Genomic DNA, 22,690 nt, shown 5'->3' with positions numbered 1-22,690 from the left:
GGGGGGGGGGGGCCCCCGCCCCGCGGGGCCCTGCGGGGGTGGGGGGCTCGCCGCGGTCGGCCACCCTTCGGGGGGGGGGGGGCCCGCCCGGGCGGCCGGGGGGGGGGGGGGGGGCCGCCCCCCCCGCGACCCCCACCCCACCCGCATCACAATGTGGAACCGGATTCTCACTTCGTAGCCCGAACGGGGGATCCTGAGCCCTGGACGAGGGATAATCAGTCCCGGAACGACGGAACCAGGGCAGGCTCCGAACAGCCTGCGACAGCCCAGAAATCCCCACGTGACCAGGAAAGAACCGGTTTCGGGGGCAGACTGTGCGCGCCACGTCACACCGGCGACGTACCGTTCGGCGGCGGAAACAGGTACCGTTAATGCTCCAAGGGACGGTTCTCCCACTTCGGGCGCACCGGTCCTGATCATGAACACGTGTCAGACTCGGGGCCGTGAGCCCCATCGTTGAGGGGGTCGACCCATGGGGCGCGGCCGGGCCAAGGCCAAGCAGACGAAGGTCGCCCGCGAGCTGAAGTACAACAGCGGCGGCTTCGACGCTAACCGTCTGTCCAGCGAGCTGGGCGTATCGCCCTCTACCGCTTCGATCAAGCCAGAGCCGATCGAAGAAGAGGACGACGATCCCTACGCGGCGTATGCAGATCTCTACGCCGACGAGGATGACGACGCGGAGGCGGACGCGGGCAGCAGCCAGTCCCGCCGCCGCGCGTAAGAGCCTGACCGGACCGGCCCGGCGCTTCCGAGCGCCGGGCCGGTCTTCGGCGTTCCCGCGCGGGGCCGGCGGCGGACAACCGGGGAGCGGCGGCCCGCACTCCGGTGGGAAACCGCCCCCGAACGCGGAGAAGGGGCCCACCAGGGGCCCCTCCGTCCGTTGCAGCGGGTGTCAGAGCTGGAAGCCCTCGTAGGCGTTGTAGAGCGCCGCACCGCCGTCGTGCTCGTCCGCGCGGTCGACGATGTCACCGAGCAGCCAGGCCTCGACGCCGCGGTCCTCCAGGACCGCGAGCACCACGTCGACCGAGGACGGCGGCACGACGGCGACCATGCCGACGCCCATGTTCAGGGTCTTCTCGATCTCCAGGGTGTCCATCTTCCCGACCTGGGCGACGGTCTGGAAGACCGGCAGCGGGGACCAGGTACCGCGGTCCAGGCGGGCGTGCAGGCCGTCCGGGATGACCCGGGCCAGGTTGGCCGCCAGGCCGCCGCCGGTGACGTGCGAGAAGGCGTGGATCTCGGTGGCCCTGGTCAGTGCCAGGCAGTCCAGCGAGTAGATCCGGGTGGGCTCCAGCAGCTCCTCGCCCAGGGTGCGGCCGAACTCCTCGACCTGGCGGTCCAGCGACCAGCCGGCCTGGTTGAGCAGGACGTGGCGCACCAGCGAGTAGCCGTTGGAGTGCAGCCCCGACGCGGCCATCGCGATCACCACGTCGCCCGCGCGGACCCGGTCGGCGCCCAGCAGCGCGTCGGCCTCCACCACGCCCGTACCGGCGCCCGCGACGTCGTACTCGTCCGGGCCCAGCAGCCCGGGGTGCTCGGCGGTCTCGCCGCCGACCAGTGCGCAGCCGGCCAGCGTGCAGCCCTCGGCGATGCCCTTGACGATCGCGGCGACCCGCTCGGGCACGACCTTGCCGACGCAGATGTAGTCGGTCATGAACAGCGGCTCGGCGCCGCAGACCACCAGGTCGTCGACGACCATGCCGACCAGGTCGTGGCCGATGGTGTCGTGCTTGTCCATGGCCTGGGCGATGGCGACCTTCGTCCCGACACCGTCGGTGGCCGAGGCCAGCAGCGGACGCTCGTAGCGCTTGAACGCGGAGGCGTCGAAGAGCCCGGCGAAGCCGCCGAGGCCGCCCACCACCTCGGGGCGGTTGGTCTTCTTCACGTAACGCTTCATGAGCTCGACGGCACGGTCGCCGGCCTCGATGTCGACACCTGCGGCGGCGTAGGTGGCACCGCTCTCGTTGCTGGTCACTGCTGTGCGGCCCTCTCGGGTCGAAGGGGGTGTGGAACAGATTCCTCAGGGGCTGGGGGAGCCCGTCAGGGGCGCGGGGAACGGCGCGGGCCGGAGGGCGTCCGTGCCGCGCGCGCCCCCGGACGGTGCGGTGCACCGTGCCCACCGGGCCCGGCGCACCGCAGGGGCCGTCCGCGGCTTTCGGTCCGCCCCTGACGGCCCGAGGCCGTTACGGGCGCCGCAGCGCGTCGCCCGCGCCCGCTCCGCCGATCAGCGACTGGACTCCGTCCAGGTCGGTGGTCGGCTTGCCGCGGACCGGCGGCTGCTGCTTGCCACCGGCGATCTCGGCCTCCAGCAGGAGCTTGCCGAGCAGCGCCGGGTCGGGCAGCTCCATCGGGTACTCACCGTCGAAGCAGGCCCGGCAGAGCCGGTCCTTGGGCTGCTTGGTGGCCTCGATCATGCCGTCGATCGAGATGTAGGCGAGGGAGTCGGCGCCGAGGGTGCGGCCGATCTCCTCCACGGTCATCCCGTTGGCGATCAGCTCCGCGCGGGTGGCGAAGTCGATGCCGAAGAAGCAGGGCCACTTGACCGGCGGGGAGGAGATCCGGATGTGCACCTCGGCGGCGCCCGCCTCGCGGAGCATCCGGACCAGCGCGCGCTGGGTGTTGCCGCGGACGATGGAGTCGTCCACGACCACCAGGCGCTTGCCCGCGATGACCTCGCGCAGCGGGTTGAGCTTGAGCCGGATGCCGAGCTGGCGGATGGTCTGGCTGGGCTGGATGAAGGTGCGCCCGACGTAGGCGTTCTTCACCAGTCCCGAGCCGTACGGGATGCCGCTGGCCTCGGCGTAGCCGATCGCGGCGGGCGTGCCGGACTCGGGGGTCGCTATCACCAGGTCGGCCTCGACCGGGGCCTCCTTGGCCAGGCGGCGGCCCATCTCCACGCGGGAGAGGTGGACGTTGCGACCGGCGATGGAGGTGTCGGGGCGGGCCAGGTAGACGTACTCGAAGACGCAGCCCTTGGGCTTGGCCTCGGCGAAGCGGCTGCTGCGCATGCCGTTCTCGTCGATGGCGATCAGCTCGCCGGGCTCGACCTCGCGGATGAAGGAGGCGCCGCAGATGTCGAGGGCCGCCGTCTCGGAGGCGACCACCCAGCCGCGCTCCAGCCGGCCGAGGACCAGCGGGCGGATGCCCTGCGGGTCGCGGGCGGCGTAGAGGGTGTGCTCGTCCATGAAGACGAGCGAGAAGGCGCCCTTGACCCTGGGCAGGATCTGCCGGGCGGTCTCCTCGATGGAGAGGTCCGGGTGGCCGGCCAGCAGCGCGGTCACCAGGTCGGTGTCGTTGGTGGCGGCCGTGCGCCCCGAGCGGGAGACGTGCTCCTCGCCGGGCAGCTCGGCGACCATGGCCGCCAGTTCGGCGGTGTTCACCAGGTTTCCGTTGTGGCCCAGGGCCAGCGAACCGTTCACGGTCGCCCGGAAGGTCGGCTGGGCGTTCTCCCAGACCGACGAACCTGTTGTCGAGTAGCGGGCATGTCCGACCGCGATATGCCCGTGCAAGGACCCCAGAGCGGCCTCGTCGAAGACCTGGGAGACGAGTCCCATGTCCTTGAAGACGAGAATCTGGGAGCCGTTGCTCACTGCGATGCCCGCGGATTCCTGTCCGCGGTGCTGCAGGGCATAGAGGCCGAAGTACGTGAGCTTTGCGACCTCCTCGCCGGGAGCCCAGACACCGAAGACGCCGCAAGCGTCCTGGGGGCCTTTCTCGCCGGGAAGAAGATCGTGGTTGAGTCTTCCGTCACCACGTGGCACGTCTTCGAGTCTAGGGCAGTTCCGTACGCCTTCCCGAACGAGGGAGCCCCCGGTTATTGGCCGATCGAATAGCAACGCGCGTAGACAAAACCCCTTACCGAGAGCGCAATTCCGGCACGGCAATTCGCCAGGGCTGGGAGTTCCCTTGTGCCGCGTGCCTTCGGGGGGATATCGGGCCGCCGACGGCCCGTCGCGGCCGGGGCACCGACGTGACGCTGCTCACCCGGTGGGCAGCAGCAGCTCCCACGCCCCGGCGTGCACCGTCCAGGTGCGGGCGCCGACCGGCCCGATCGGGTGACCGTCCGCCTCGCACCCGAAGCCGCGGCCGGACACGGTGAGGCTGCCCGCCCGGATCCGCCGCGGCTCGCCTCCGGTGCGCAGCAGCAGCTCCAGCACGCCCTCGCCGGCCGGGACGGTGATGTCGAGCCGGCACGGCGGCTGGTGGACGTCGGCGAGCAGGCGGCCGTCCGCCTCGATCCGCAGCCGGGGGTTCCCGGCGGGTGCCGTCGCCTGCTCGGCCGCAGCGAGTTTCGCCCATAGCGAACGCCAGCCACTCGTGCGGCCCTGCCGGTAGGGGTGGATCCGCAGGCCGCCCAGGACCACCCCGCCGCCGTCGTCGATCAGCAGGTCCAGCTTCCGCGAGCTGCCGTTGATCACCGCGCGGGCCGCCGCGACGGGTTCGGGCGGAACACCCAGCGCCCGTATCGCGGCCACCGACCGGGGGCGTCCCACCGGCACCACGCCGAGCGCGTCGACACCCAACTCGCGGTGCCGGTGCAGGGCCTGAAGGGCCCGCTGCACGGCGAGATCGGAACCGATCACCACCGGTCGCCGACGACCACGGCGCGCCAGCGCGCGATCGAGTTCGGACGGGCTCTCGGGCAGCACCACCTTGACGTCCGCACCGCCGCACAGGACATCCCGGGCAATCCGCACCGACTCACCGTCGCCCTGCCGGGCCGCCGGGTCGAGGAGTACCAGGAGCGGGTCGGGACCGGCCTGGTCCACGGGTCGGGATTCGGGCGCGGACAGGGACGACACGACCGGTCCTTCCTCAGGTAATCTCTCGGTGCAAGAGCCCCTTGCGCTATTGCGCCAGGGGCTTCGTCTATCTCGGGGCAGACTGCGGCCTACGCAGGATGCCCCAACCGGAAGGGGTGTACGCCTGTGCCGGCACTCGTGCTCGTTGGCGCTCAGTGGGGAGACGAGGGCAAGGGGAAGGCCACCGACCTCCTCGGCGGCTCCGTCGACTACGTCGTCCGCTACCAGGGCGGCAACAACGCCGGTCACACGGTGGTCATCGGCGACCAGAAGTACGCCCTGCACCTGCTGCCTTCCGGCATCCTCAGCCCGAATGTGACGCCGGTGATCGGCAACGGCGTCGTCATCGACCCGGGCGTGCTGCTCTCCGAGCTCAGCGGGCTGAACGAGCGCGGCATCGACACCTCCAAGCTGCTGATCTCGGGCAACGCCCACCTGATCACGCCGTACCACCGCACCCTGGACAAGGTCACCGAGCGCTTCCTGGGCAAGCGGAAGATCGGCACCACCGGGCGCGGCATCGGCCCGGCCTACGCGGACAAGATCAACCGCATCGGCATCCGGGTCCAGGACCTCTTCGACGAATCGATCCTGCAGCAGAAGATCGAAGCGGCGCTGCACGACAAGAACCAGATCCTGGTCAAGCTCTTCAACCGCCGCGCAATCCCGGCCGACCTGGTGCTGCAGGAGTACCTGGGCTACGCCGACCAGATCAAGCCCTTCCTGGCCGACACCACCCTCGTCCTGGACGAAGCGCTGAAGGCCGACAAGGTCGTCCTGCTGGAGGGCGGCCAGGGCACCCTGCTGGACGTCGACCACGGCACGTACCCCTTCGTGACCTCGTCCAACCCGACCTCCGGCGGCGCCTGCACCGGCGCGGGCATCGGCCCCACCAAGATCGACCGGGTCATCGGCATCCTGAAGGCGTACACCACCCGCGTCGGCTCGGGCCCGTTCCCGACCGAGCTGCTGGACGCCGACGGCGAGGCGCTGCGCCGGATCGGCGGCGAGCGCGGTGTCACCACCGGCCGTGACCGCCGCTGCGGCTGGTTCGACGCGGTGATCGCCCGCTACGCCACCCGCGTCAACGGCCTGACCGACTTCTTCCTCACCAAGCTGGACGTGCTGACCGGCTGGGAGCAGATCCCGGTCTGCGTGGCGTACGAGATCGACGGCAAGCGCGTCGAGGAACTCCCGTACAACCAGTCCGACTTCCACCACGCCAAGCCGATCTACGAGACGCTGCCCGGCTGGACCGAGGACATCAGCAAGGCGCAGACCTTCGCCGACCTGCCGAAGAACGCGCAGGCGTACGTGAAGGCGCTGGAGGAGATGTCGGGCGCCCCGATCTCCGCGATCGGCGTCGGCCCCGGCCGGACCGAGACCATCCAGATCAACTCCTTCATCTGACCCGTCCGAGCCCGGAAGGGCCGACTCCGGTCGGACCGGGCCGGGCCGGCTCCGGAAGGGCCCCGCACCGTTCGGTGCGGGGCCCTTCCGCATGGGCGGACACACGAACGGAAGATATTGCACTAGTACAGAAGATCATTGCACCTAGTGCAACTTGGGGCTAGCGTGGCGCGCATGACCGCGAAGCCGCCCGCCCCCGTCACCCTCACCGGCACCCACGTCCGCCTGGAACCCTTCGACCCGGCCCACGTGCCCGACCTCTTCGGGGCCACCGGCCGGGACGAGGAGGTCTGGCGGTGGATCCCGGTGGCCGCGCCGCAGAGCGAGCAGCAGTTCGCCGACCTCGTCCGCTCCTGGCAGGCCAACGGGTTCCTGCCCTTCACCGTGGTCGACCGGCAGACCGGCCGCGCCGTCGGACTGACCTGCTACCTCGACGTCAGCGCCCGGGACGAGCGGCTGGAGATCGGCGGCACCTTCTACGCCCGTCCGGTCTGGCGCACCGCGGTCAACACCGAGTCCAAGCTGCTGCTGCTCACCCACGCCTTCGAGGAGCTCGGCATGGGTCGGGTCTGCTGGAAGACCGACCTCCTCAACGAGCGCTCGCAGAACGCCATCCGCCGGCTCGGCGCCCAGTACGAGGGCACCCACCGGCGGGAGCGGCGCCGGGCGGACGGGACGTTCCGGGACACCGTGTACTTCTCGATGCTGCGCGAGGAGTGGCCGGCGGCCAAGCTCCGGCTGACCGGGCGACTGGCGGCGGGCCAGGCGCCGACCGGCCGGCCGGGCCCCGGCTAGGGCCTGACCGGCACCGGGCCGGGACCTGGCCAGGGCCGGGCCGGGTCCCGGCTAGGCGTGCCGCACCGCCGCCGGCCGGGCCGGACGCACCTCGCGGACGATCCGGGTCCGCCCGCGCGACCGCCCCTGCTCGTACGTCCGGAAGGCCGTCCAGCAGATCAGCAGGGCCACCGCGAACAGCGGCAGCCAGGCCAGCCGGGCGAGTATCCAGCCCGGTCCGTCGGGTGCGGTGGTCAGGCCGGGCAGGGTCCCGCCCACGAGCAGGCCGGTGGTGGTGACCACCATCATCGCGGTCTGGTGCCAGAGGAAGACGGTCATCGCGGAGAGGTTGAGCAGTGCCACCGCCGCCCAGGTCGCGGGCCGTGCGAGGGCCCGGCGCAGCGGGCCGAGCAGGAGCAGGGCCGCTCCGCACTGGGCGAGGCCGAAGGTGACGACGGCCAGGGTGGGCGGGTCGAGGTTGGAGATCGCGGCCCCGGGCACGCCGACCATGGCGGCCGGGTAGCCAGCGAACAGGACCAGGACGGCGGTGGCGCCCGCACCCCCGAGCAGCAGTGCCCAGCCGGTCGCCCGGCTCTGCAGGCCACCGCGGGCCCAGGCCGCACCGAGGCAGTACGGGACCAGCCAGCCGGCCGCCACGTTGGTCCAGCCGAGCCAGGCGGGTCCGCCGAGGCCGAACCTGACCAGGTCCACGGCCAGGACGACGGCGAGCGGCCACAGCGGGTGGAGCCGCGCGGCCAACGGGGTCGCCGCCGTGAGCGCGGCGAAGACCAGCAGGAACCAGAGCGGTGACAGGACCAGTTTGAGCAACGTGTGCATGGTCTCGAAACTCGTCCCGGAGGTCAGCATCGCGCCCGCCGCCACCGTCCACACCACCAGCACGGCGGCGACCGGCCTGGACAGCCGCGCCAGCCTGGCGCCGAGCCACTGACCGTACGTCGTTCCCCGGGACCGGGCCGAGGCGTGGCTCCTCACCGCCACCTGACCGCCCACCAGGAAGAACACGGCGAGGGTCTGGAACAGCCAGGAGACCGGGGCGAGTCGGGGCATCCGCTGGAGCGGGCTCGCGCCGTGCAGGGTGCCGCTGTCGGCGACCAGGGCGGTCACCAGCCAGTGACCCAGCACCACACCGAGGATGGCGAAGGCGCGCAGGGCGTCGACGGCACGGTCCCGGCCGGGCGGGGTGGCGGAGTCGATCCGCCGGACGAGGTCACGCATGACGGTCCTCCGAAGCCAGAGTCTGCGGGGTCTGCGGGGTCTGCGGGGTCTGTCCGGAAACGATCCGGGCGATGTTCCGCAGGGAGACGGAGCCGGGATCCAGGTAGTCACCGTGGCCGCCGGCGCCCGCGTCGAAGACGTGGGCGCCGAAGCCCTTCGAGACCGGGTCGGCTCCCAGCCCGACGGTGGCGAAGGGCAGCCGGAGCCGGACGTGCGGCACGTCGGCGATCCAGTCGGCGGCGCCCCGGCCCGCCCAGACGGTGGCCCCGGTGTGCAGCCCGGCGACGCTGCCGGCCCCGGTGCCGGGACTGCCGTAGAGGACGATGTCCGCGACCCGCAGCCCCGAGGCCGCCCTGGCGCAGACCACCGAGCCGTAGGAGTGGCACAGCAGCGAGGTCCGGGCCGCAGGTTCGGCCGCACTCAACTCGTCGACGAACCGCCGGAGTTCGGGCGCCGCCTGATCCGCACGGTCGGCCGTCAGCACCTGCGGGCTCACCGTGCCCGGTGTCCGGTAGCCGAGCCAGGCGACGACCGCGGCCCGGCCGCCCAGCTCGTGCTGGAGCGCCACCGCACCGGCCCGGAACCGCTCGTACCTGTCGAGGCTGGTGTCCGAGCCGGGCACCAGCACGGCGATCCGCCCGGCCTGCGCCAGGTCGCCGAAGACCTCGGCGGTGCGCCCGCCGTCGCGCCCGTCGAAGGAGAGGAAGTGGCGTGCCGGGTCGGCCATGGCGTGCAGCGCGGCGGCCCGTCCCCGGTCGCCGTGGTCGGCGGCCATCCGCTCGGCCGCCCGGATGCCCTCGCGGTTGACGGCGTACCGGTCGTCGAGCTCGGCCGAGGTCGCGTCCCCGAGCGGGGCGAGGGCGGCGGGGGCGGGCGCGGGGACGGCCGCCGGACGGGCCGCACCCGAGACCGGTACCACCACCGCGGCGGTGACCAGCGCGGCGAACAGGGTGCGGCGCAGACGGCTGTTACGCGGGCGGGGCGCCATGGAGGAAGGTCCTTCCGGTCGACACGGCCGCCTCGACGGGGTGCTCCCTCCGGCGGCCTGCTGGCAGGAACGACGCTAGGTGTGGACACCGTGCGGGCGCGTCAGCCCTCGCATTGACATCGCGTCGCCCCCGCGGACGACCCTGACGATGCGTCATCCCGGCGATGTACGCCCGGGGCAGGGCCCTGACCGCCCAGGTGGATGTGCGCCGGAGCAGTCAGGTGTGACGCCGGGCCGGCGGGGAGGGGGCGGACCGCACCGTCCGCGTCACCCGGCGCCGGGGGCGGGCGGCTCCGCGCTCGCGGCCGTGCTCGTCGCCTCCGCGTTCCCGGACGCCGGCCCCGGCGCGGCCGGCCCTGTCGGCCGTCGTCGCCCTCACGGGCGGTGCCCGTCACCCGGTCTCGCCGAGGGGAGGGCCGCAGCGGCTCCGGAGCGGGTCCGCGCCGGGGTGCCCCCAGGCCCCAAGCCCCAGGCCCGCGCCCGGCCCGCACCGGGTCCGAACCGGAGTGCGCACGGGCATCGCGCGGGCGTCGCACGCGGGGGGATCCCTCGGACCCGCCGTCACAGTCGCCGAGTAGCATCCCGGCTATGACGCAGTCCGATGCCGCACCCTCCGGCAGACGCCGCTCAGGCTTTGTCGCCCTGGGCATGGTCGGCACGCTCGCACTGGCACTGACCAGCTGCTCGTCCGGCAACAACCCGCCGCGGCGCTGCGTGGACCCGGGCACCCTCAAGGTCCTGGACAACCACTCCTGCACCGACAGCAAGTCCACCGGCCGCTGGTACTACTGCGGCTCGGGCTCGCTGACCGCCACCGGCGGCACGTTCGACAAGGCCGCCACCAAGCGCGGCGGCTTCGGCTGCCCCAAGGGCTCCACCACCGGCACGGGCGGGGGCTGACCGGCCGTGCACCGCCGCACCATCGAACCGCGGCCCGGCTGGCAGCAGACCGTGGAGGGCCAGGGCCTGCTCTACGCCGTCTGCGACGACCCCCGCACCCCCGGCGCGGAGTACGCCTACTGGGACGAGAGCGCGTACTACGAGTTCTCGCTGCCCGAGGTCGAGCGGCTGGAGGAGGTGGTCGAGGAACTGCACGAGCTGAGCCTGGCGGCCGCCGACCACGTGGTGCGCGAGCGCCGCTTCGCCGAGTACGGCATCACCGACCCCCGGCTGGCGGAGGTCGTCGCCGAGTCCTGGCGGCGGCGCGCGGAGCAGCCCTCCGTGTACGGGCGGTTCGACCTCGCGTACGACGGGAGCGGCCCGGCCAAGCTCTACGAGTACAACGCCGACACCCCGACCTCGCTGATCGAGGCGGCCAGCCCGCAGTGGTTCTGGATGGAGGAGCGCTTCCCCGGCGCCGACCAGTGGAACTCGCTGCACGAGCGGCTGGTCGACGCCTGGTCCCGGCAGAAGCACCTGTTGCCGCCCGGCCCGGTGCACTTCGCGCACTCGCGCGGGGACACCGAGGGCGAGGACTGGATGACCACCCTCTACCTCCAGGAGACCGCCGAGCAGGCCGGGCTGGCGACGGTCGGCATCGCGATGGAGGACATCGGCTGGGACGGGCTGTCCGGCCGCTTCGTGGACCTGGAGCAGCGCTACATCCGGTCCGTCTTCAAGCTCTACCCCTGGGAGTGGCTGACCGAGGACGAGTTCGGCGAGCAGCTGCTCAGCGGGATAGACCAGGGCGGCGGCACCGGGAACACGCTGTGGATGGAACCCGCCTGGAAGATGCTGCTCTCCAACAAGGCCCTGCTCGCGGTCATGTGGGAGCTCTTCCCCGGCCACCCCAACCTGCTGCCCGCCTACCTCGACGGCCCGCGCGAGCTGGCCGGCCCCGGCGGCCCCGGCTACGCGGCGAAGCCGCTGCTCGGCCGCGAGGGCGCGGGCGTGCGGATCGTCGCCCCGGACGGCGCGCAGAGCCGCCTGGCCGACTGGGCCGGTGACCCGGACCGCTACGGCGCCGAGGGGTACTGCTACCAACAGCTCTGCCCGCTGCCGGAGTTCGACGGCAACCGCCCCGTACTCGGCGCCTGGGTGGTCGACGGCGAGGCCGCCGGCCTGGGCATCCGCGAGACCGAGGACAGCCTGATCACGCACCAGGGCGCCCGCTTCCTGCCCCACATCATCGTCTGACCCCCGCCGCCCGGCCCGGCTTCCCGCGCACGCGCACGCACCCCCGGAGCCGTCGGCGAGGGCGGCCGGCCCGACACCCGGTGGCGGGATCCGACCCTCGCCGGCCTCCGGGGCGGGATCACCGTCCTGGCCTTCCGGACGCTCCGGGCACCGGACCCACATGACGTCGGCCATGGCCGAGCCGCCTCGATCCGCGTGTGCCCGAGAGCCTCGACGAGCTCCCCGATGTCTCCCGGCTCGTCGGTGAGGACCGGCGCGTCGAGGTGCTCGATGGCAGCCAGGACGACGCCCGCGTCCACCACGTCGTCGCTGCCCGCGCGGTGGCACAGTTCAGCCGCCGCCCTGGCCCGCGCCGCCGTGAGCAAAAGCGCCTCCCAGCCACGCAGCACACGGTGCAGAACCGCCGGGGACGGCCGGGCTTTCCGCACCCGTGCCGACACGCCTGCCGGCACCAGTGGCCGAACCCTCGCAGCCGGGAGGGTCCGGTGCTGGGCCGCGGAGGAATGCCCACCCGTCTCGTGAGGTTGGATGTGGGCATGGCTTCTCGTGCTCGCGTACGCGCCCCCGAACTCGTCGGCAAGGGCGGATGGCTCAACACCGGTGGCAGGGAACTGTCCCTTGCCGACCTCCGGGGCAAGATCACTGTCCTGGACTTCTGGACCTTCTGCTGCATCAACTGCCTCCACGTCCTCGACGAGCTGAGGGAGTTGGAGGAGCAGCACCGCGACACCGTGGTGATCGTCGGTGTGCACTCGCCCAAGTTCGTGCACGAGGCCGACCACCAGGCCGTCCTCGACGCCGTCGCGCGCTACGAGGTGCACCACCCGGTGCTGGACGACCCGGAGCTGGCGACCTGGAAGCAGTACGCCGTCCGGGCCTGGCCCACGCTGGTCGTGATCGACCCCGAGGGGTACGTGGTCGCGCAGCACGCGGGCGAGGGGCACGCGCACGCGATCGCCAAGCTGGTCGCGGAGCTGGAGGCCGAGCACGAGGCCAAGGGCACGCTGCGGCGCGGCGACGGCCCGTACGTCGCGCCCGAGCCGGAGGCGGGCGACCTGCGCTTCCCCGGCAAGGCCGTACGGCTGCCCGGCGGCACCTTCCTGGTCGCCGACTCCGGCCACCACTCGCTGGTCGAGCTCGCCGAGGACGGCGAGAGCGTGGTCCGGCGGATCGGTGACGGCGAGCGCGGCCTGGTGGACGGCACCGCACCCAGGTTCAGCGAGCCGCAGGGCCTGGCGCTGGTCCCGGCCGGCCTGGGCCTGGACTACGACGTGATCGTCGCCGACACGGTGAACCACGCACTGCGCGGCGTACGGCTGGCGGACGGCAGTGTCACCACGCTGGCGGGCACCGGACGGCAGTGGTGGCAGGGCTCGCCGACCGGGGGCCCGGCCCGCGAGGTGGACCTCTCCTCGCCGTGGGACGTCGCGTACTTCGACGGCCGGTTCTGGCTCGCGATGGCCGGGGTGCACCAGCTGTGGGCGTACGACCCGGTGGCGGGCACCGTCGAGGTCGCCGCCGGGACCACCAACGAGGGCCTGGTGGACGGCCCGGTGACCGAGGCGTGGTTCGCCCAGCCGTCCGGGCTCGCGGTCTCGGCCGACGGCGAGCGGCTCTGGGTGGCCGACTCGGAGACCTCGGCGGTGCGCTGGGTTTCACGTGAAACCGCGACCGGCCCCGCGACGGTGCACACCGCCGTCGGCACCGGCCTGTTCGACTTCGGGCACCGCGACGGCGCCGCCGACCAGGCGCTGCTGCAGCACCCGCTCGGCGTGACCGTGCTGCCCGACGGCTCGGTGGCGATCGCCGACACCTACAACCACGCGCTGCGCCGGTACGAGCCGGTGAGCGGTGAGGTCAGCACGCTCGCCACCGACCTGCGCGAGCCCTCGGGTGCGGTGCTGGTGGACGGCGACATCGTGGTGGTCGAGTCGGCCCGGCACCGGCTGACCCGGCTGCGGCTGCCCGAGGAGGCCGTCCAGGTCGAGTCGGTCGCCCACCGCACCCAGCGAGCGGCCACCGAGGTCGCCCCGGGCCGGCTCCGGCTGGACGTGGTCTTCTCCGCGCCCACCGGCCAGAAGCTGGACGAGCGCTACGGCCCGTCCACCCGGCTGCTGGTCAGCTCGACCCCGCCCGAGCTGCTGGTCTCCGGCGCGGGTGCGGACAGCGCGCTCTCCCGTGAGCTCGTGCTCTCCGCCGAGGTGACCGAGGGCGTGCTGCACGTCTCGGCGATGGCCGCGTCCTGCGACGACGACCCGGAGATCGAGTTCCCCGCCTGCCACGTCCACCAGCAGGACTGGGGCGTCCCGGTGAAGCTCACCGCCGGCGGGGCCACCCGGCTCCCGCTCGTCCTGGCGGGCCTGGAGTAGCCACCGCGGGTCCCAGCGGCAGTCGGGCAGCCGCTGGGACCGCGGGGGACCGCGCCCCTGACCTGCCTCCCTTGCCTGGAAGACCGTCAGGGGCGGTCGGGAGCCGTGACGTCCGGAGGCGTCAGCCCTCCAGGAAGGCCTTGATGGCGCTCGCCAGCAGGAACGGGTCGTCCGCGCCGCACAGCTCACGGGCCGAGTGCATGGAGAGCGCGGCGATCCCGCAGTCCACGGTGGTGATGCCGAGCCGGGCCGCGGTGATCGGGCCGATCGTGGTGCCGCAGGGCATGGCGTTGTTGGAGACGAAGGTCTGCCACGGCACACCGGCCTTCTCGCAGGCGGCGGCGAACACCGCCCGGCCGACCGCGTCGGTGGCGTACCGGTTGTTGACGTTGACCTTGAGGATCGGCCCGCCGTTGGGCATCGGGTGGTGCCCCGGCTCGTGCCGCTCGCTGTAGTTGGGGTGGACGGCGTGGCCCATGTCGGAGGAGAGGCAGACGGTGCCGGCCAGCGCCCGGGCGCGGTCCTCGGGGGTGCCGCCGCGCGCGTACACGCTGCGGTCCAGCACGTTGCCGAGCAGCGGGCTCTGCGCGCCGGTGTCGGACTCGCTGCCGGTCTCCTCGTGGTCGAAGGCGGCCAGCACCGGGATGTACGGCAGTTCGGCGCCCGCGACCGCGGCCAGCGCGGCCGTCGCGGCGTGCACCGACAGCAGGTTGTCCAGCCGGGGCCCGGCCAGCAGCTCGCGGTCCTTGCCCAGGTAGGACGGCGGCTGCACGTCGTGGGTCATCAGGTCCCAGCCGACGACGTCCGCCGCCGCCACCCCGGCCCGCTCCGCGACGAACTCGATCAGCGATCCCTCGGTGACCGCACCGAGCCCCCAGATCGGCGTGAGGTGACGCTGCTTGTCCAGCTTGAGGCCCTCGTTGACCTGCCGGTCCAGGTGGATCGCCAACTGCGGCACGCGCAGCAGCGGTTCGTCGATCTGGACCAGGACGGCGCTGCCGTCACGCAGCGCGAGCCGCCCGGACAGGCCGAGGTCGCGGTCCAGCCAGGTGTTCAGCGGGACCCCGCCGTAGATCTCCACGGCGACCTGCCGCCAGCCGGCCGAGCCGGTGTCCGGCAGCGGCTTGACCCGCAGGTTCGGCGAGTCGGTGTGCGTCCCGACCACGCGGAACGGCGTCTCGGGGCCGACTCCCTCGGGCACGTACCAGGCGATCAGCGCGCCGCCCCTGATGAGGTACCGGCCGCCGGCCGCCGCGTCCCAGGCGTCGGTCTCCTGGACCCGGCGGAACCCGGCCTTCTCCAGCCGCTCCGCAGCGCTGGCCACGGCGTGGAACGGCGACGGCGAAGAGCTCAGGTAGGCGATCAGGTCGTCGGTGTGCGTTCGGTCGAAGGCGGCCTGACGGGCGGCGGTTGACATGCTGCTCCTGAGTCGAGGGAGGGCGGAAGCCGAATGGGGGAACCGGCTTCGCCCTTGAGCATATGCCCGTACACGGACACGGCACGGAGAACCCGGGAACAGTGACGGAATGGTGAAGGCCGACGGCCTGCGCTGTGGACCGGCCGCAGTGCGGCGACGGCCGGGCGGCCGCCCGACGGCGGCCCGCGGAACGGCCGGGGCGCGCGCGTACTGCCGGACTGAAGTGGGAAGTTGCCGGACGGCGAAACGCTGCGGGGCCCGGCGCAGTACGACCGGGCCCCGCAACGTGAGGGTGTGTCAGGCAGTCACTTGGGCCTTCCTCAGAAGGACTCCTCCGCGAGCTCCATGATCTCGTTGTCGATGCCCTCCGCGACCTGACGCTGGGCGGCGACGGTCGGCAGGACGTTGCGGGCGAAGAAGCGGGCGGCCGCGACCTTGCCCTGGTAGAAGGCCACGTCCTTGTCGGAGGCGCCGGCCTCCAGCTTGGCCTGGGCGACGACGGCCTGGCGGAGCAGCAGCCAGCCGATCACGACGTCGCCGGAGACCATCAGCAGGCGGGTGGCGTTGAGGCCCACCTTGTACATGTTCTTGACGTCCTGCTCGACCGAGGAGAGGTCGGCGAGCATCTTGCCGACGATCGCCTCCAGGTCACCGGCGGCCTTGGCCAGGTGCTCGCGCTCGACGGCCAGGGCGTCGCCGCCCTCGCCCGCGCCGAGGAACTTCTGGATCTGCTCGGAGACCGAGGTCAGCGCCTGGCCGCCGTCCTTGACGATCTTGCGGAAGAAGAAGTCCAGACCCTGGATCGCCGTGGTGCCCTCGTAGAGGGTGTCGATCTTGGCGTCCCGGATGTACTGCTCGATCGGGTACTCCTGCAGGTAGCCGGAGCCACCGAAGGTCTGCAGGGACTGGGCGAGCTGCTCGTAGGACTTCTCGGAGCCGTAGCCCTTGACGATCGGCAGCAGCAGGTCGTTCAGGCGCTCGGAGGCCTCGTCGGCCTCGCCGCGCAGGCGGGCGGCGATCATGTCGTCCTGGACGGAGGCGGTGTAGAGGACCAGGGCGCGCATGCCCTCCGCGTACGCCTTCTGGGTCATCAGCGAGCGGCGCACGTCCGGGTGGTTGGTGATGGTGACGCGCGGGGCGGCCTTGTCCAGGAAGTTGGAGATGTCCGCACCCTGCACGCGCTCCTTGGCGTACTCCAGGGCGTTGAGGTAGCCGGTGGAGAGGGTGGCGATGGCCTTCGTGCCGACCATCATCCGGGCGAACTCGATGATCTTGAACATCTGGCGGATGCCGTCGACGGTCTCGCCGAGCAGCCAGCCCTTGGCCGGGTGCTTGGCGCCGAAGGTCATCTCGCAGGTGTTCGAGGCCTTGAGGCCCATCTTGTGCTCGACGTTGGTGGCGTAGGCGCCGTTGCGCTCGCCGAGCTCGCCGGTCTCCCAGTCGAAGTCGAACTTCGGCACGATGTAGAGCCCGAGGCCCTTGGTGCCCGGCTTGCCGCCCTCCGGGCGGGCCAGCACCAGGTGGATGATGTTGTCGGACATGTCGTGCTCACCCGAGGTGATGAAGCGCTTCACACCCTCGATGTGCCAGGAGCCGTCCTCCTGCTTGACGGCCTTGGTGCGGCCGGCGCCGACGTCCGAGCCCGCGTCCGGCTCGGTGAGCACCATGGTGGCGCCCCACAGGCCGTCGATCATGCGCTGGGCGACCTTCTTCTGCTCCTCGGTGCCCTCGTCGAAGACGACGCCGGCGAAGGCCGGACCGGAGGAGTACATCCAGATCGCCGGGTTGGAGCCGAGGATCTGCTCGGCGTAGGCCCAGATGAGGGAGGACGGGGTGACCTGGCCGCCGATCTCCTCCGGGATGCCCAGGCGCCACCACTCGGCGTCCATGTACGCCTGGTAGCTCTTCTTGAAGGAGGCCGGGATCGGCGCGGTGTTGGTCTCGGGGTCGAAGACCGGCGGGTTGCGGTCGGCGTCGACGAACGACGCGGCGAGGTCGTTCTCGGCGAGGCGCGAGATCTCGCTCAGGATGTTCTTCGCGGTGTCGACGTCCATGTCGGCGAACGGACCGGTGCCGTACACCTGGTCGCGGCCGAACACCTCGAAGAGGTTGAACTCCACGTCCCGCAGGTTGGACTTGTAGTGACCCATGGCCGTTTTCTCCGGTTCGTCTTCCGGGGTCCGCCGCTACGAGCGCCCCACTTACCCGCCAGTAGAGCTCATGATGCTACCCGTTGGTAACTTGTTCAAGCCCTGCACGGGCTCTTCCGTTGCGAAAGTCCTATGAACGTGGTCACGTCCCACCGCCGCACCCCACAACCCGATGCCATCACGAGTTGTCCGGATCGGCCGCCCCACGAGGACCCTTGATCCCGATAGCCTGTCCCCGTGTACGGCTACGACCAGAGCACCTACCAGGGCGACCCCTACCAGCAGGCGCAGCAGCAGGCGGGGATGAACGGCATGCCCGGCCCCGGCCCGTACGGGGAGCAGCAGCAGGCCACGCCCCAGCAGTCGCTCTACCCCGAGCCCTCGCCGCCCTCACTCGCGGATGCCGTCCGGGCCTTCACCACCGGATCGATGACCGTCGAGGACTTCCAGGCCATCTTCATCACCTCCAAGGTGCACTGCCCGCGCGGCGAGCGACCCGGGTTCCTGGCCCTGCACAACACGCCCACCCCGGTGATCCCGATGTTCAGCTCGCTGAAGGAGCTGCGCCGCTACGCGGGCAAGGAGTCCAAGCACTTCAGCGTGACCGGCGCCGAGGTCCTCGACCTGCTGCCGACCGGCTACGGCTTCGCCCTCGACATGGAGGGCGAGCACCGGATGGTCTTCGACGCCAAGGCGGTCGAGCAGATGGTCGACTTCACCATGCGTCGGATGTACGGCTAGCCAGCACCCCGTCCGACCGGCCGACCCCCGCCCCGACCGACCGGCCAGTGCCGCAACCGACCGGCCGCCGCCGAGCAGCAACCCGCCCACCCGTTCCCCCGTGCGGGGCACGGCCACAACCCAATGGTTCAACTTTCAACTTGCTTCTAGTTGAGGATTGAACTAATCTCTTGGACGTAGGCCACAGAACCCCCGAAGGAGGCCGACATGCCCGCCGTGACCGTCGAGAACCCGCTGACCCTCCCGCGCGTCGCCACCCCCGACCCCGCCGCGAACCCCGCGCGCCCGGTCCTCACGGTGGTCACCGCCCCCGAGGGCTACGAGGGCGAGGGCTTCCCCGTGCGCCGCGCCTTCGCCAAGATCAACACCAAGTACCTCGACCCGTTCATCATGATGGACCAGATGGGTGAGGTGGACTACGCGGCGGGCGAGCCCAAGGGGACCCCGTGGCACCCGCACCGCGGCTTCGAGACGGTGACCTACCTGATCGACGGCGAGTTCATCCACAAGGACTCGCACGGCGGCGGCGGCCACCTCGGCGGCGGCGACACCCAGTGGATGACGGCCGGCTCGGGCATCCTGCACATCGAGACCCCGCCGGAGTCCCTGGTGGCGACCGGCGGCCTGTTCCACGGCATCCAGCTCTGGGTCAACCTCCCGGCCGCCGACAAGATGACCTCTCCGCGCTACCAGGACATCCACGGCGGGCACGTCAAGCTGCTCACCACCCCGGACGGCGGCGCGGTGCTGCGCCTGATCGCCGGCGAGCTGGACGGCCACCAGGGGCCGGGCGTCACGCACACCCCGATCACCCTGCTGCACGCCACCGTCACCCCGGGCGCCCGGCTCACCATCCCCTGGCGCAAGGACTTCAACGCGCTGGCGTACGTCCTGAACGGCGACGGCACGGTGGGCGCCGAGGCCCGTCCGATCCGCTCCAGCCAGGCGGCGGTCTTCGGCGAGGGCGACACCCTCACCATCAGCGCCGACACCCGGCAGGACTCCAGGCACCCCAACCTGGACGTGATCATTCTGGGCGGGCAGCCGATCCGCGAACCGGTCGCCTGGTACGGGCCGTTCGTGATGAACAGCCACCGCGAGCTGGAGCAGGCCATGCGGGACTTCCAGTCCGGCTCCTTCGGGCAGCCGACCGACTGACCCCGCCCTCCGGGGGCCTGAACCGTGCGGTCCAGGCCCCCGGAGGCGTCACTGCGCCGGGTCGGTGGGCTCCTCCCGGCCGGACGTCCCCCCAGGGCCGGCCGGACAGGTCCGCCGAGCCGCAGCAGCACCGGAACACCGTCGAACCGGGCCCCCACAGGGCCGGGCCGCCGCCGGACCGGGCTGCCATCAGACCGGGCCGCCATCGGACGGTGGACCGCCCCGGGCCGGTCACTGACGGGCGCACGGTGGTCCGCGTGCCTGCGGCCTGCCGTCAGATCCGCGCGTACAGGGCCGAGGCGTCGTCGTGGGCCTTGCCCCGGGGCCAGCGCTCACAGCCGGCGTCGGCCCGCTCCACCGCCCGGACCTGGGCGATCAGTTCGGCGGGCCCCGACTCGGCGAGCAGCCGCAGCGCGTCCGACCAACTCCCGAGCCCGAAGCGGTCGGTGAAGCGCGAGGCGCCGTCGGTCAGGGCGGCCACCGCGTGCAGCGCGGACAGCCGGACGAACCCGGTCTCCGCCTGCGCGGCGGCCTTCGGGGTGGCGGCGGCGATCCACGGACCCCGGCCGGTGTTCCTGACGGCCCGGACCGCCAGCGCGTACCGCAGGTGCATGGCCTTGCGCTCGGCCGAGCCCGGGACGGTCGCCCAGACCTGGCGGCGCAGTTCCTCGCCGCCAGGGAAGCGCTGGTTGTCGCCGATCACCCGGGGAGGGCCGTCCTTGGGATGCAGGATCAGCAGCGAGTCGCCGAGGACCAAGTACTCCAGCGAACTGCCGTGCAGGCGGGCGGCGACCACCATCGCGGCCGGGGTGTTCGGGTGGCCGAGGTCGCAGCGGCCGCCGTGCAGGGCCGCCGTCTCCACGATCGCGTCGGCGAGGCACTCGGCGATCGACCGGTCGGAGCGGTCGGTGAGCCGGGCGAGCAGGTGCACCCCGAGCCGGCGCACGTACCAGGAGGTTCCGTGCCGGCACCCCGACTCCATCCCGGCCGGCGAACTGGAGCCGTCCAGCAGTACCAGCGCTTCGGGCGAGGCGGCGGCGAAGTCCTCGTTCTCCCGGCCCGGCCCCTGCGGTTCCCCCGCGAGCTCTACCTGCATGCCGCCAGTGTGGCGGGCGGGCGGGGTCCGGGACAGGGGACGGCCCATGATCCCTCGAAGGGGGCACGGGTGAGGCGGCGAATGGCAAACCGACAAATATGGACATACCGTCGGTGCTGTCCACTGCCACCGCCGACCATCGACCATGCCTGGAGCCCACCGTGATGGTTCTTCAGTTCATCATCCTCGTGATCGCCGCCATCGGCTTCCCGACCGCCGCCCTGCTCTTCCTGATCGGCGGCCCCAACTTCCGCCAGCCCCGCCGCTGACCTGCCCCGGCACGGAAAATCAGGCCGTCGGAGCACGTCGGGCATGGGATGGTATGGCTTGCAGATCAGTTCTCGTCCAGGAGGTCACGCATGAGCAGCGACGCAGCCGAACCCGTCGAGCCGCAGTCGCCGGAGGCCGTACCCGATGCCGCGGCCGGCCCGGACGACGTGAAGGCCAAGTTCCTCGCCGCCCTCCAGCACAAGCACGGCGGCCGGGGCGGAGTCGGCGGCCGGGGCGCCGAAGGCTCGAAGATCCACGGTACCCACGCGGCAGCCGGCGGCAAGCGCAACTTCCGCCGCAAGAGCGGCGGCTGAGCACACCGCGGCAGCGGCCTCAGGGGGCGCGGGGCAGCGCCCCGCGCCCCCTGTCGATACCCGTGCCCCTGAGGCCGCCCGTTCCCCCGCCGATGCCCGCCCCTACCGGTGCCCGCGCTGCGCCGGAGTGCCGCGCAGCGCCGTCTCGACCCTCGACGCCCAGCCCAGCAGCCGCTCGTCCGCACTCTCCGCACCGACCAGCTGCAGCCCGAGCGGCAGCCCGCCGGGCGCCTGCCCGGCCGGAAGCGTGATCGCGGGCAGCCCCGCGTGGCTCCACGGCAGCGACATGACCGCGTCCCCCGTGCTGTCCAGGCCGAGCGGCGCCGGCCCGGTGGCCGCCGGGGCCACCCACAGGTCGACGGCCCGGGCCGCCATGGTGTCGGCGATCCGCCGCCGCCAGGAACTCCTGGCCTGGAGCGCCGCCGCGTACGCGACCCCGTCGATCTCGTGCCCGCGCCGGATCGCCGCGGCCGTCTCGGGCCGGTAGAGCGCCGAGAAGCGGGGGAACAACTCGGCGTGCACCCGGGCCAGTTCGTAGCCGTTGACGGTCCGGAAGGTCCGCACCAGGTCGTCGAAGTCGGACAGCAGCGCCACCTCCCTGACCACCAGACCGAGCTCGCGCAGCGCGTCCAGCTGCCCGGCGAAGGCCGCCCGTGCGAGCGGACCGGCCCGGTCGAGGTACGGGCCCACCGGGACGCCGAGGACGGGCGGTCCGGCTCCTTCCGCCCTCCCCGGCGACGCCCCCTCGGCCCCGGCCGACCAGCCTTCGCACAGGACGGCCGCCGCCAGTGCCGCGCCCGCCACGTCGGTGGTGAAGGTGCCGATGGTGTCCAGGGTCGGCGCATTGGCGAGCACCCCGTCGGTCGGGATCCGGCCGTAGGTCGGGCGGAAACCCACCACCCCGCAGTAGGCCGCCGGACGGATCACCGAACCGATCGTCTGGGTGCCGATGGCCAGTGGCACCAGGCCCGCCGCGACCGCCGCCGCCGAACCGCTGCTGGAGCCCCCGGGCGTGTGCCCCGGGTCGTGCGGATTCCTGGTCGGCCCCGGCGCGTCGATCGCGAACTCGGCGGTGACGGTCTTTCCCGCCACCAGCGCGCCCGCAGCCCGCAGCCGGTCCACCACCTCGGCCTGCGGCCCGGCGAGCACCCCCGGCGGCAGCACGGACCCGGCGTGGGTGGCCAGGCCGTCCACCTGGATCACGTCCTTGACCCCGACCGGAACGCCGTACAGCGGGGGCCGCTCGCGGGACCGGTGGCGGGCCTCGACCGCGTGGGCCTCCGCGGCCAGCCGGCGGCGCCTGCCGGGCTCGGGCGTGAAGGCCCGGACGACGGGGTCGGTCCGGTCGATGCGGTCGCACAGCCGCTCGGCCTCGGCGGCCGGGGCCGAGTCGCCGGCACGCAGCGCGGCTGCCACGGGCACCAGCGGGATCGGTGGCTCCATGGCTCCACGCTACGGGGCCCGGGGCCGCGGGCCGGTGCGGCGACGCCCGCGAGCGGCCGGGAATCCCCCGGCTGCGGTGCCCGCCCCGGCTGCTCCGGCCGCGGCGGCCACAGCGGCTACTACGGCTGCTCGGGCACCTCGTGCTCGGACGGCAGGTACGGGGACTCGCGGAGGTGGAGCGCGCCGCAGGTGTGGCAGGAGAGCGAGGGGTTGTCACTCCAGTGGGTGGTGTCCTTGGTCTCCGCCCCGGGGTCCAGCTCGCGCCCGCACATCGCCGTGACCTCCCGCTCGGCCACGATGTGCCAGGTCTTCACTCCGTCCGGTCGACCGCCCGGACCGTACTCGGCTCGCATCAGATGCATCATGATCACCATGGTGCGAAGCCC

At 72.5% G+C, this 22,690-nt stretch carries 20 protein-coding genes; 10 read left to right on the top strand and 10 right to left on the bottom strand.

Going from position 1 to position 22,690, the window contains the following annotated elements:
- The first annotated feature begins 472 nt into the window (after positions 1-472).
- Positions 473-721, top strand: a complete 249-nt coding sequence (locus ACFC1R_RS02835; protein ID WP_045303541.1) for a DUF3073 domain-containing protein — start codon at positions 473-475, stop codon at positions 719-721.
- Positions 722-892: 171 nt separating this feature from the next.
- Here ACFC1R_RS02835 and purM read toward each other — a convergent pair whose 3' ends face one another.
- The 3 genes from purM to ACFC1R_RS02820 all read right to left on the bottom strand — a co-directional run bounded on the left by purM (position 893) and on the right by ACFC1R_RS02820 (position 4,802).
- On the bottom strand, positions 893-1,975 hold the full coding sequence (gene purM, locus ACFC1R_RS02830; RefSeq protein WP_375931554.1) for a phosphoribosylformylglycinamidine cyclo-ligase: 1,083 nt from the start codon (positions 1,973-1,975) through the stop codon (positions 893-895).
- A 208-nt stretch (positions 1,976-2,183) separates the two neighbouring features.
- Positions 2,184-3,761, bottom strand: coding sequence for an amidophosphoribosyltransferase (purF, locus tag ACFC1R_RS02825; RefSeq protein WP_375931551.1), 1,578 nt, complete (start codon positions 3,759-3,761; stop codon positions 2,184-2,186).
- A gap of 219 nt (positions 3,762-3,980) precedes the next feature.
- Positions 3,981-4,802 (bottom strand): diacylglycerol kinase, encoded by an 822-nt coding sequence (locus tag ACFC1R_RS02820; RefSeq protein ID WP_375931548.1) that lies wholly within the window; start codon positions 4,800-4,802, stop codon positions 3,981-3,983.
- A 126-nt stretch (positions 4,803-4,928) separates the two neighbouring features.
- Between ACFC1R_RS02820 and ACFC1R_RS02815 the strand changes: the two genes are divergently transcribed.
- Together ACFC1R_RS02815 and ACFC1R_RS02810 are read left to right on the top strand one after the other, a co-directional pair.
- Complete coding sequence (locus tag ACFC1R_RS02815) at positions 4,929-6,212, top strand: adenylosuccinate synthase (protein WP_375931545.1); 1,284 nt, start codon at positions 4,929-4,931, stop codon at positions 6,210-6,212.
- Between the two features lie 174 nt (positions 6,213-6,386).
- Complete coding sequence (locus ACFC1R_RS02810) at positions 6,387-7,007, top strand: GNAT family N-acetyltransferase (protein WP_375931542.1); 621 nt, start codon at positions 6,387-6,389, stop codon at positions 7,005-7,007.
- A gap of 51 nt (positions 7,008-7,058) precedes the next feature.
- Here the strand turns inward: ACFC1R_RS02810 and ACFC1R_RS02805 are convergent, their stop codons facing one another.
- On the bottom strand, positions 7,059-8,222 hold the full coding sequence (locus ACFC1R_RS02805; protein ID WP_375931539.1) for an acyltransferase: 1,164 nt from the start codon (positions 8,220-8,222) through the stop codon (positions 7,059-7,061).
- Positions 8,215-9,210, bottom strand: coding sequence for an alpha/beta hydrolase (locus tag ACFC1R_RS02800; RefSeq protein ID WP_375931536.1), 996 nt, complete (start codon positions 9,208-9,210; stop codon positions 8,215-8,217). Before ACFC1R_RS02800 ends, ACFC1R_RS02805 begins: the two co-directional genes overlap by 8 nt.
- A gap of 588 nt (positions 9,211-9,798) precedes the next feature.
- Between ACFC1R_RS02800 and ACFC1R_RS02795 the strand changes: the two genes are divergently transcribed.
- The 3 genes from ACFC1R_RS02795 to ACFC1R_RS02785 all read left to right on the top strand — a co-directional run bounded on the left by ACFC1R_RS02795 (position 9,799) and on the right by ACFC1R_RS02785 (position 13,715).
- Positions 9,799-10,110, top strand: a complete 312-nt coding sequence (locus ACFC1R_RS02795) for a hypothetical protein (RefSeq protein WP_375931532.1) — start codon at positions 9,799-9,801, stop codon at positions 10,108-10,110.
- A 6-nt stretch (positions 10,111-10,116) separates the two neighbouring features.
- Positions 10,117-11,346 carry a glutathionylspermidine synthase family protein gene (locus ACFC1R_RS02790; RefSeq protein WP_375931529.1) on the top strand — a complete coding sequence of 410 codons (1,230 nt, stop codon included), beginning with the start codon at positions 10,117-10,119 and terminating at the stop codon, positions 11,344-11,346.
- Between the two features lie 536 nt (positions 11,347-11,882).
- Entirely contained in the window at positions 11,883-13,715 is a 1,833-nt protein-coding gene (locus ACFC1R_RS02785; RefSeq protein ID WP_375931526.1) for an NHL domain-containing thioredoxin family protein, read from the top strand.
- A gap of 121 nt (positions 13,716-13,836) precedes the next feature.
- Here ACFC1R_RS02785 and ACFC1R_RS02780 read toward each other — a convergent pair whose 3' ends face one another.
- Both ACFC1R_RS02780 and ACFC1R_RS02775 read right to left on the bottom strand, forming a co-directional pair.
- The gene (locus tag ACFC1R_RS02780) at positions 13,837-15,132 is read right to left on the bottom strand and encodes a M18 family aminopeptidase (RefSeq protein WP_045303532.1); all 1,296 of its coding nucleotides are present in this window, start codon (positions 15,130-15,132) and stop codon (positions 13,837-13,839) included.
- A gap of 320 nt (positions 15,133-15,452) precedes the next feature.
- Positions 15,453-17,282 (bottom strand): acyl-CoA dehydrogenase, encoded by a 1,830-nt coding sequence (locus ACFC1R_RS02775; RefSeq protein ID WP_375931522.1) that lies wholly within the window; start codon positions 17,280-17,282, stop codon positions 15,453-15,455.
- 237 nt (positions 17,283-17,519) lie between these two features.
- Between ACFC1R_RS02775 and ACFC1R_RS02770 the strand changes: the two genes are divergently transcribed.
- Positions 17,520-18,023 (top strand): SseB family protein, encoded by a 504-nt coding sequence (locus tag ACFC1R_RS02770; RefSeq protein ID WP_045303530.1) that lies wholly within the window; start codon positions 17,520-17,522, stop codon positions 18,021-18,023.
- 207 nt (positions 18,024-18,230) lie between these two features.
- Complete coding sequence (locus tag ACFC1R_RS02765) at positions 18,231-19,181, top strand: pirin family protein (protein ID WP_375931519.1); 951 nt, start codon at positions 18,231-18,233, stop codon at positions 19,179-19,181.
- 274 nt (positions 19,182-19,455) lie between these two features.
- On the opposite strand, the gene ACFC1R_RS02760 is transcribed toward ACFC1R_RS02765, so the two are convergent.
- On the bottom strand, positions 19,456-20,277 hold the full coding sequence (locus ACFC1R_RS02760; protein WP_375931516.1) for an integrase: 822 nt from the start codon (positions 20,275-20,277) through the stop codon (positions 19,456-19,458).
- Between the two features lie 98 nt (positions 20,278-20,375).
- Here ACFC1R_RS02760 and ACFC1R_RS02755 point away from each other — a divergent pair, with 98 nt between their 5' ends.
- Both ACFC1R_RS02755 and ACFC1R_RS02750 read left to right on the top strand, forming a co-directional pair.
- On the top strand, positions 20,376-20,546 hold the full coding sequence (locus ACFC1R_RS02755) for a hypothetical protein (protein WP_375931513.1): 171 nt from the start codon (positions 20,376-20,378) through the stop codon (positions 20,544-20,546).
- Positions 20,547-20,636: 90 nt separating this feature from the next.
- Positions 20,637-20,861, top strand: a complete 225-nt coding sequence (locus ACFC1R_RS02750; RefSeq protein ID WP_375931510.1) for a DUF5302 domain-containing protein — start codon at positions 20,637-20,639, stop codon at positions 20,859-20,861.
- A 102-nt stretch (positions 20,862-20,963) separates the two neighbouring features.
- On the opposite strand, the gene ACFC1R_RS02745 is transcribed toward ACFC1R_RS02750, so the two are convergent.
- Both ACFC1R_RS02745 and ACFC1R_RS02740 read right to left on the bottom strand, forming a co-directional pair.
- Complete coding sequence (locus ACFC1R_RS02745; RefSeq protein ID WP_375931507.1) at positions 20,964-22,304, bottom strand: amidase; 1,341 nt, start codon at positions 22,302-22,304, stop codon at positions 20,964-20,966.
- A gap of 119 nt (positions 22,305-22,423) precedes the next feature.
- Positions 22,424-22,669 (bottom strand): hypothetical protein, encoded by a 246-nt coding sequence (locus ACFC1R_RS02740; protein ID WP_375931504.1) that lies wholly within the window; start codon positions 22,667-22,669, stop codon positions 22,424-22,426.
- Between the last annotated feature and the right edge of the window lie 21 nt (positions 22,670-22,690).

It is taken from the genome of Kitasatospora sp. NPDC056138 (assembly GCF_042264695.1).
Classification (GTDB): Bacteria; Actinomycetota; Actinomycetes; order Streptomycetales; family Streptomycetaceae; genus Kitasatospora.
The sequence above is the reverse complement of the archived record's forward strand: the minus strand, read 5'-3'. Positions and strand labels throughout refer to the sequence as shown.

Coding starts and splice junctions, on each gene's coding strand:
- ACFC1R_RS02760 (WP_375931516.1), bottom strand. CDS start 20,277: ATGCAGGTAGAGCTCGCGGGGGAACCGCAGGGGCCGGGCCGGGAGAAC.
- ACFC1R_RS02835 (WP_045303541.1), top strand. CDS start 473: ATGGGGCGCGGCCGGGCCAAGGCCAAGCAGACGAAGGTCGCCCGCGAG.
- ACFC1R_RS02810 (WP_375931542.1), top strand. CDS start 6,387: ATGACCGCGAAGCCGCCCGCCCCCGTCACCCTCACCGGCACCCACGTC.
- ACFC1R_RS02750 (WP_375931510.1), top strand. CDS start 20,637: ATGAGCAGCGACGCAGCCGAACCCGTCGAGCCGCAGTCGCCGGAGGCC.
- ACFC1R_RS02795 (WP_375931532.1), top strand. CDS start 9,799: ATGACGCAGTCCGATGCCGCACCCTCCGGCAGACGCCGCTCAGGCTTT.
- ACFC1R_RS02775 (WP_375931522.1), bottom strand. CDS start 17,282: ATGGGTCACTACAAGTCCAACCTGCGGGACGTGGAGTTCAACCTCTTC.
- ACFC1R_RS02785 (WP_375931526.1), top strand. CDS start 11,883: ATGGCTTCTCGTGCTCGCGTACGCGCCCCCGAACTCGTCGGCAAGGGC.
- ACFC1R_RS02740 (WP_375931504.1), bottom strand. CDS start 22,669: ATGATGCATCTGATGCGAGCCGAGTACGGTCCGGGCGGTCGACCGGAC.
- ACFC1R_RS02765 (WP_375931519.1), top strand. CDS start 18,231: ATGCCCGCCGTGACCGTCGAGAACCCGCTGACCCTCCCGCGCGTCGCC.
- ACFC1R_RS02745 (WP_375931507.1), bottom strand. CDS start 22,304: ATGGAGCCACCGATCCCGCTGGTGCCCGTGGCAGCCGCGCTGCGTGCC.
- ACFC1R_RS02805 (WP_375931539.1), bottom strand. CDS start 8,222: ATGCGTGACCTCGTCCGGCGGATCGACTCCGCCACCCCGCCCGGCCGG.
- ACFC1R_RS02800 (WP_375931536.1), bottom strand. CDS start 9,210: ATGGCGCCCCGCCCGCGTAACAGCCGTCTGCGCCGCACCCTGTTCGCC.
- ACFC1R_RS02780 (WP_045303532.1), bottom strand. CDS start 15,132: ATGTCAACCGCCGCCCGTCAGGCCGCCTTCGACCGAACGCACACCGAC.
- ACFC1R_RS02755 (WP_375931513.1), top strand. CDS start 20,376: ATGGACATACCGTCGGTGCTGTCCACTGCCACCGCCGACCATCGACCA.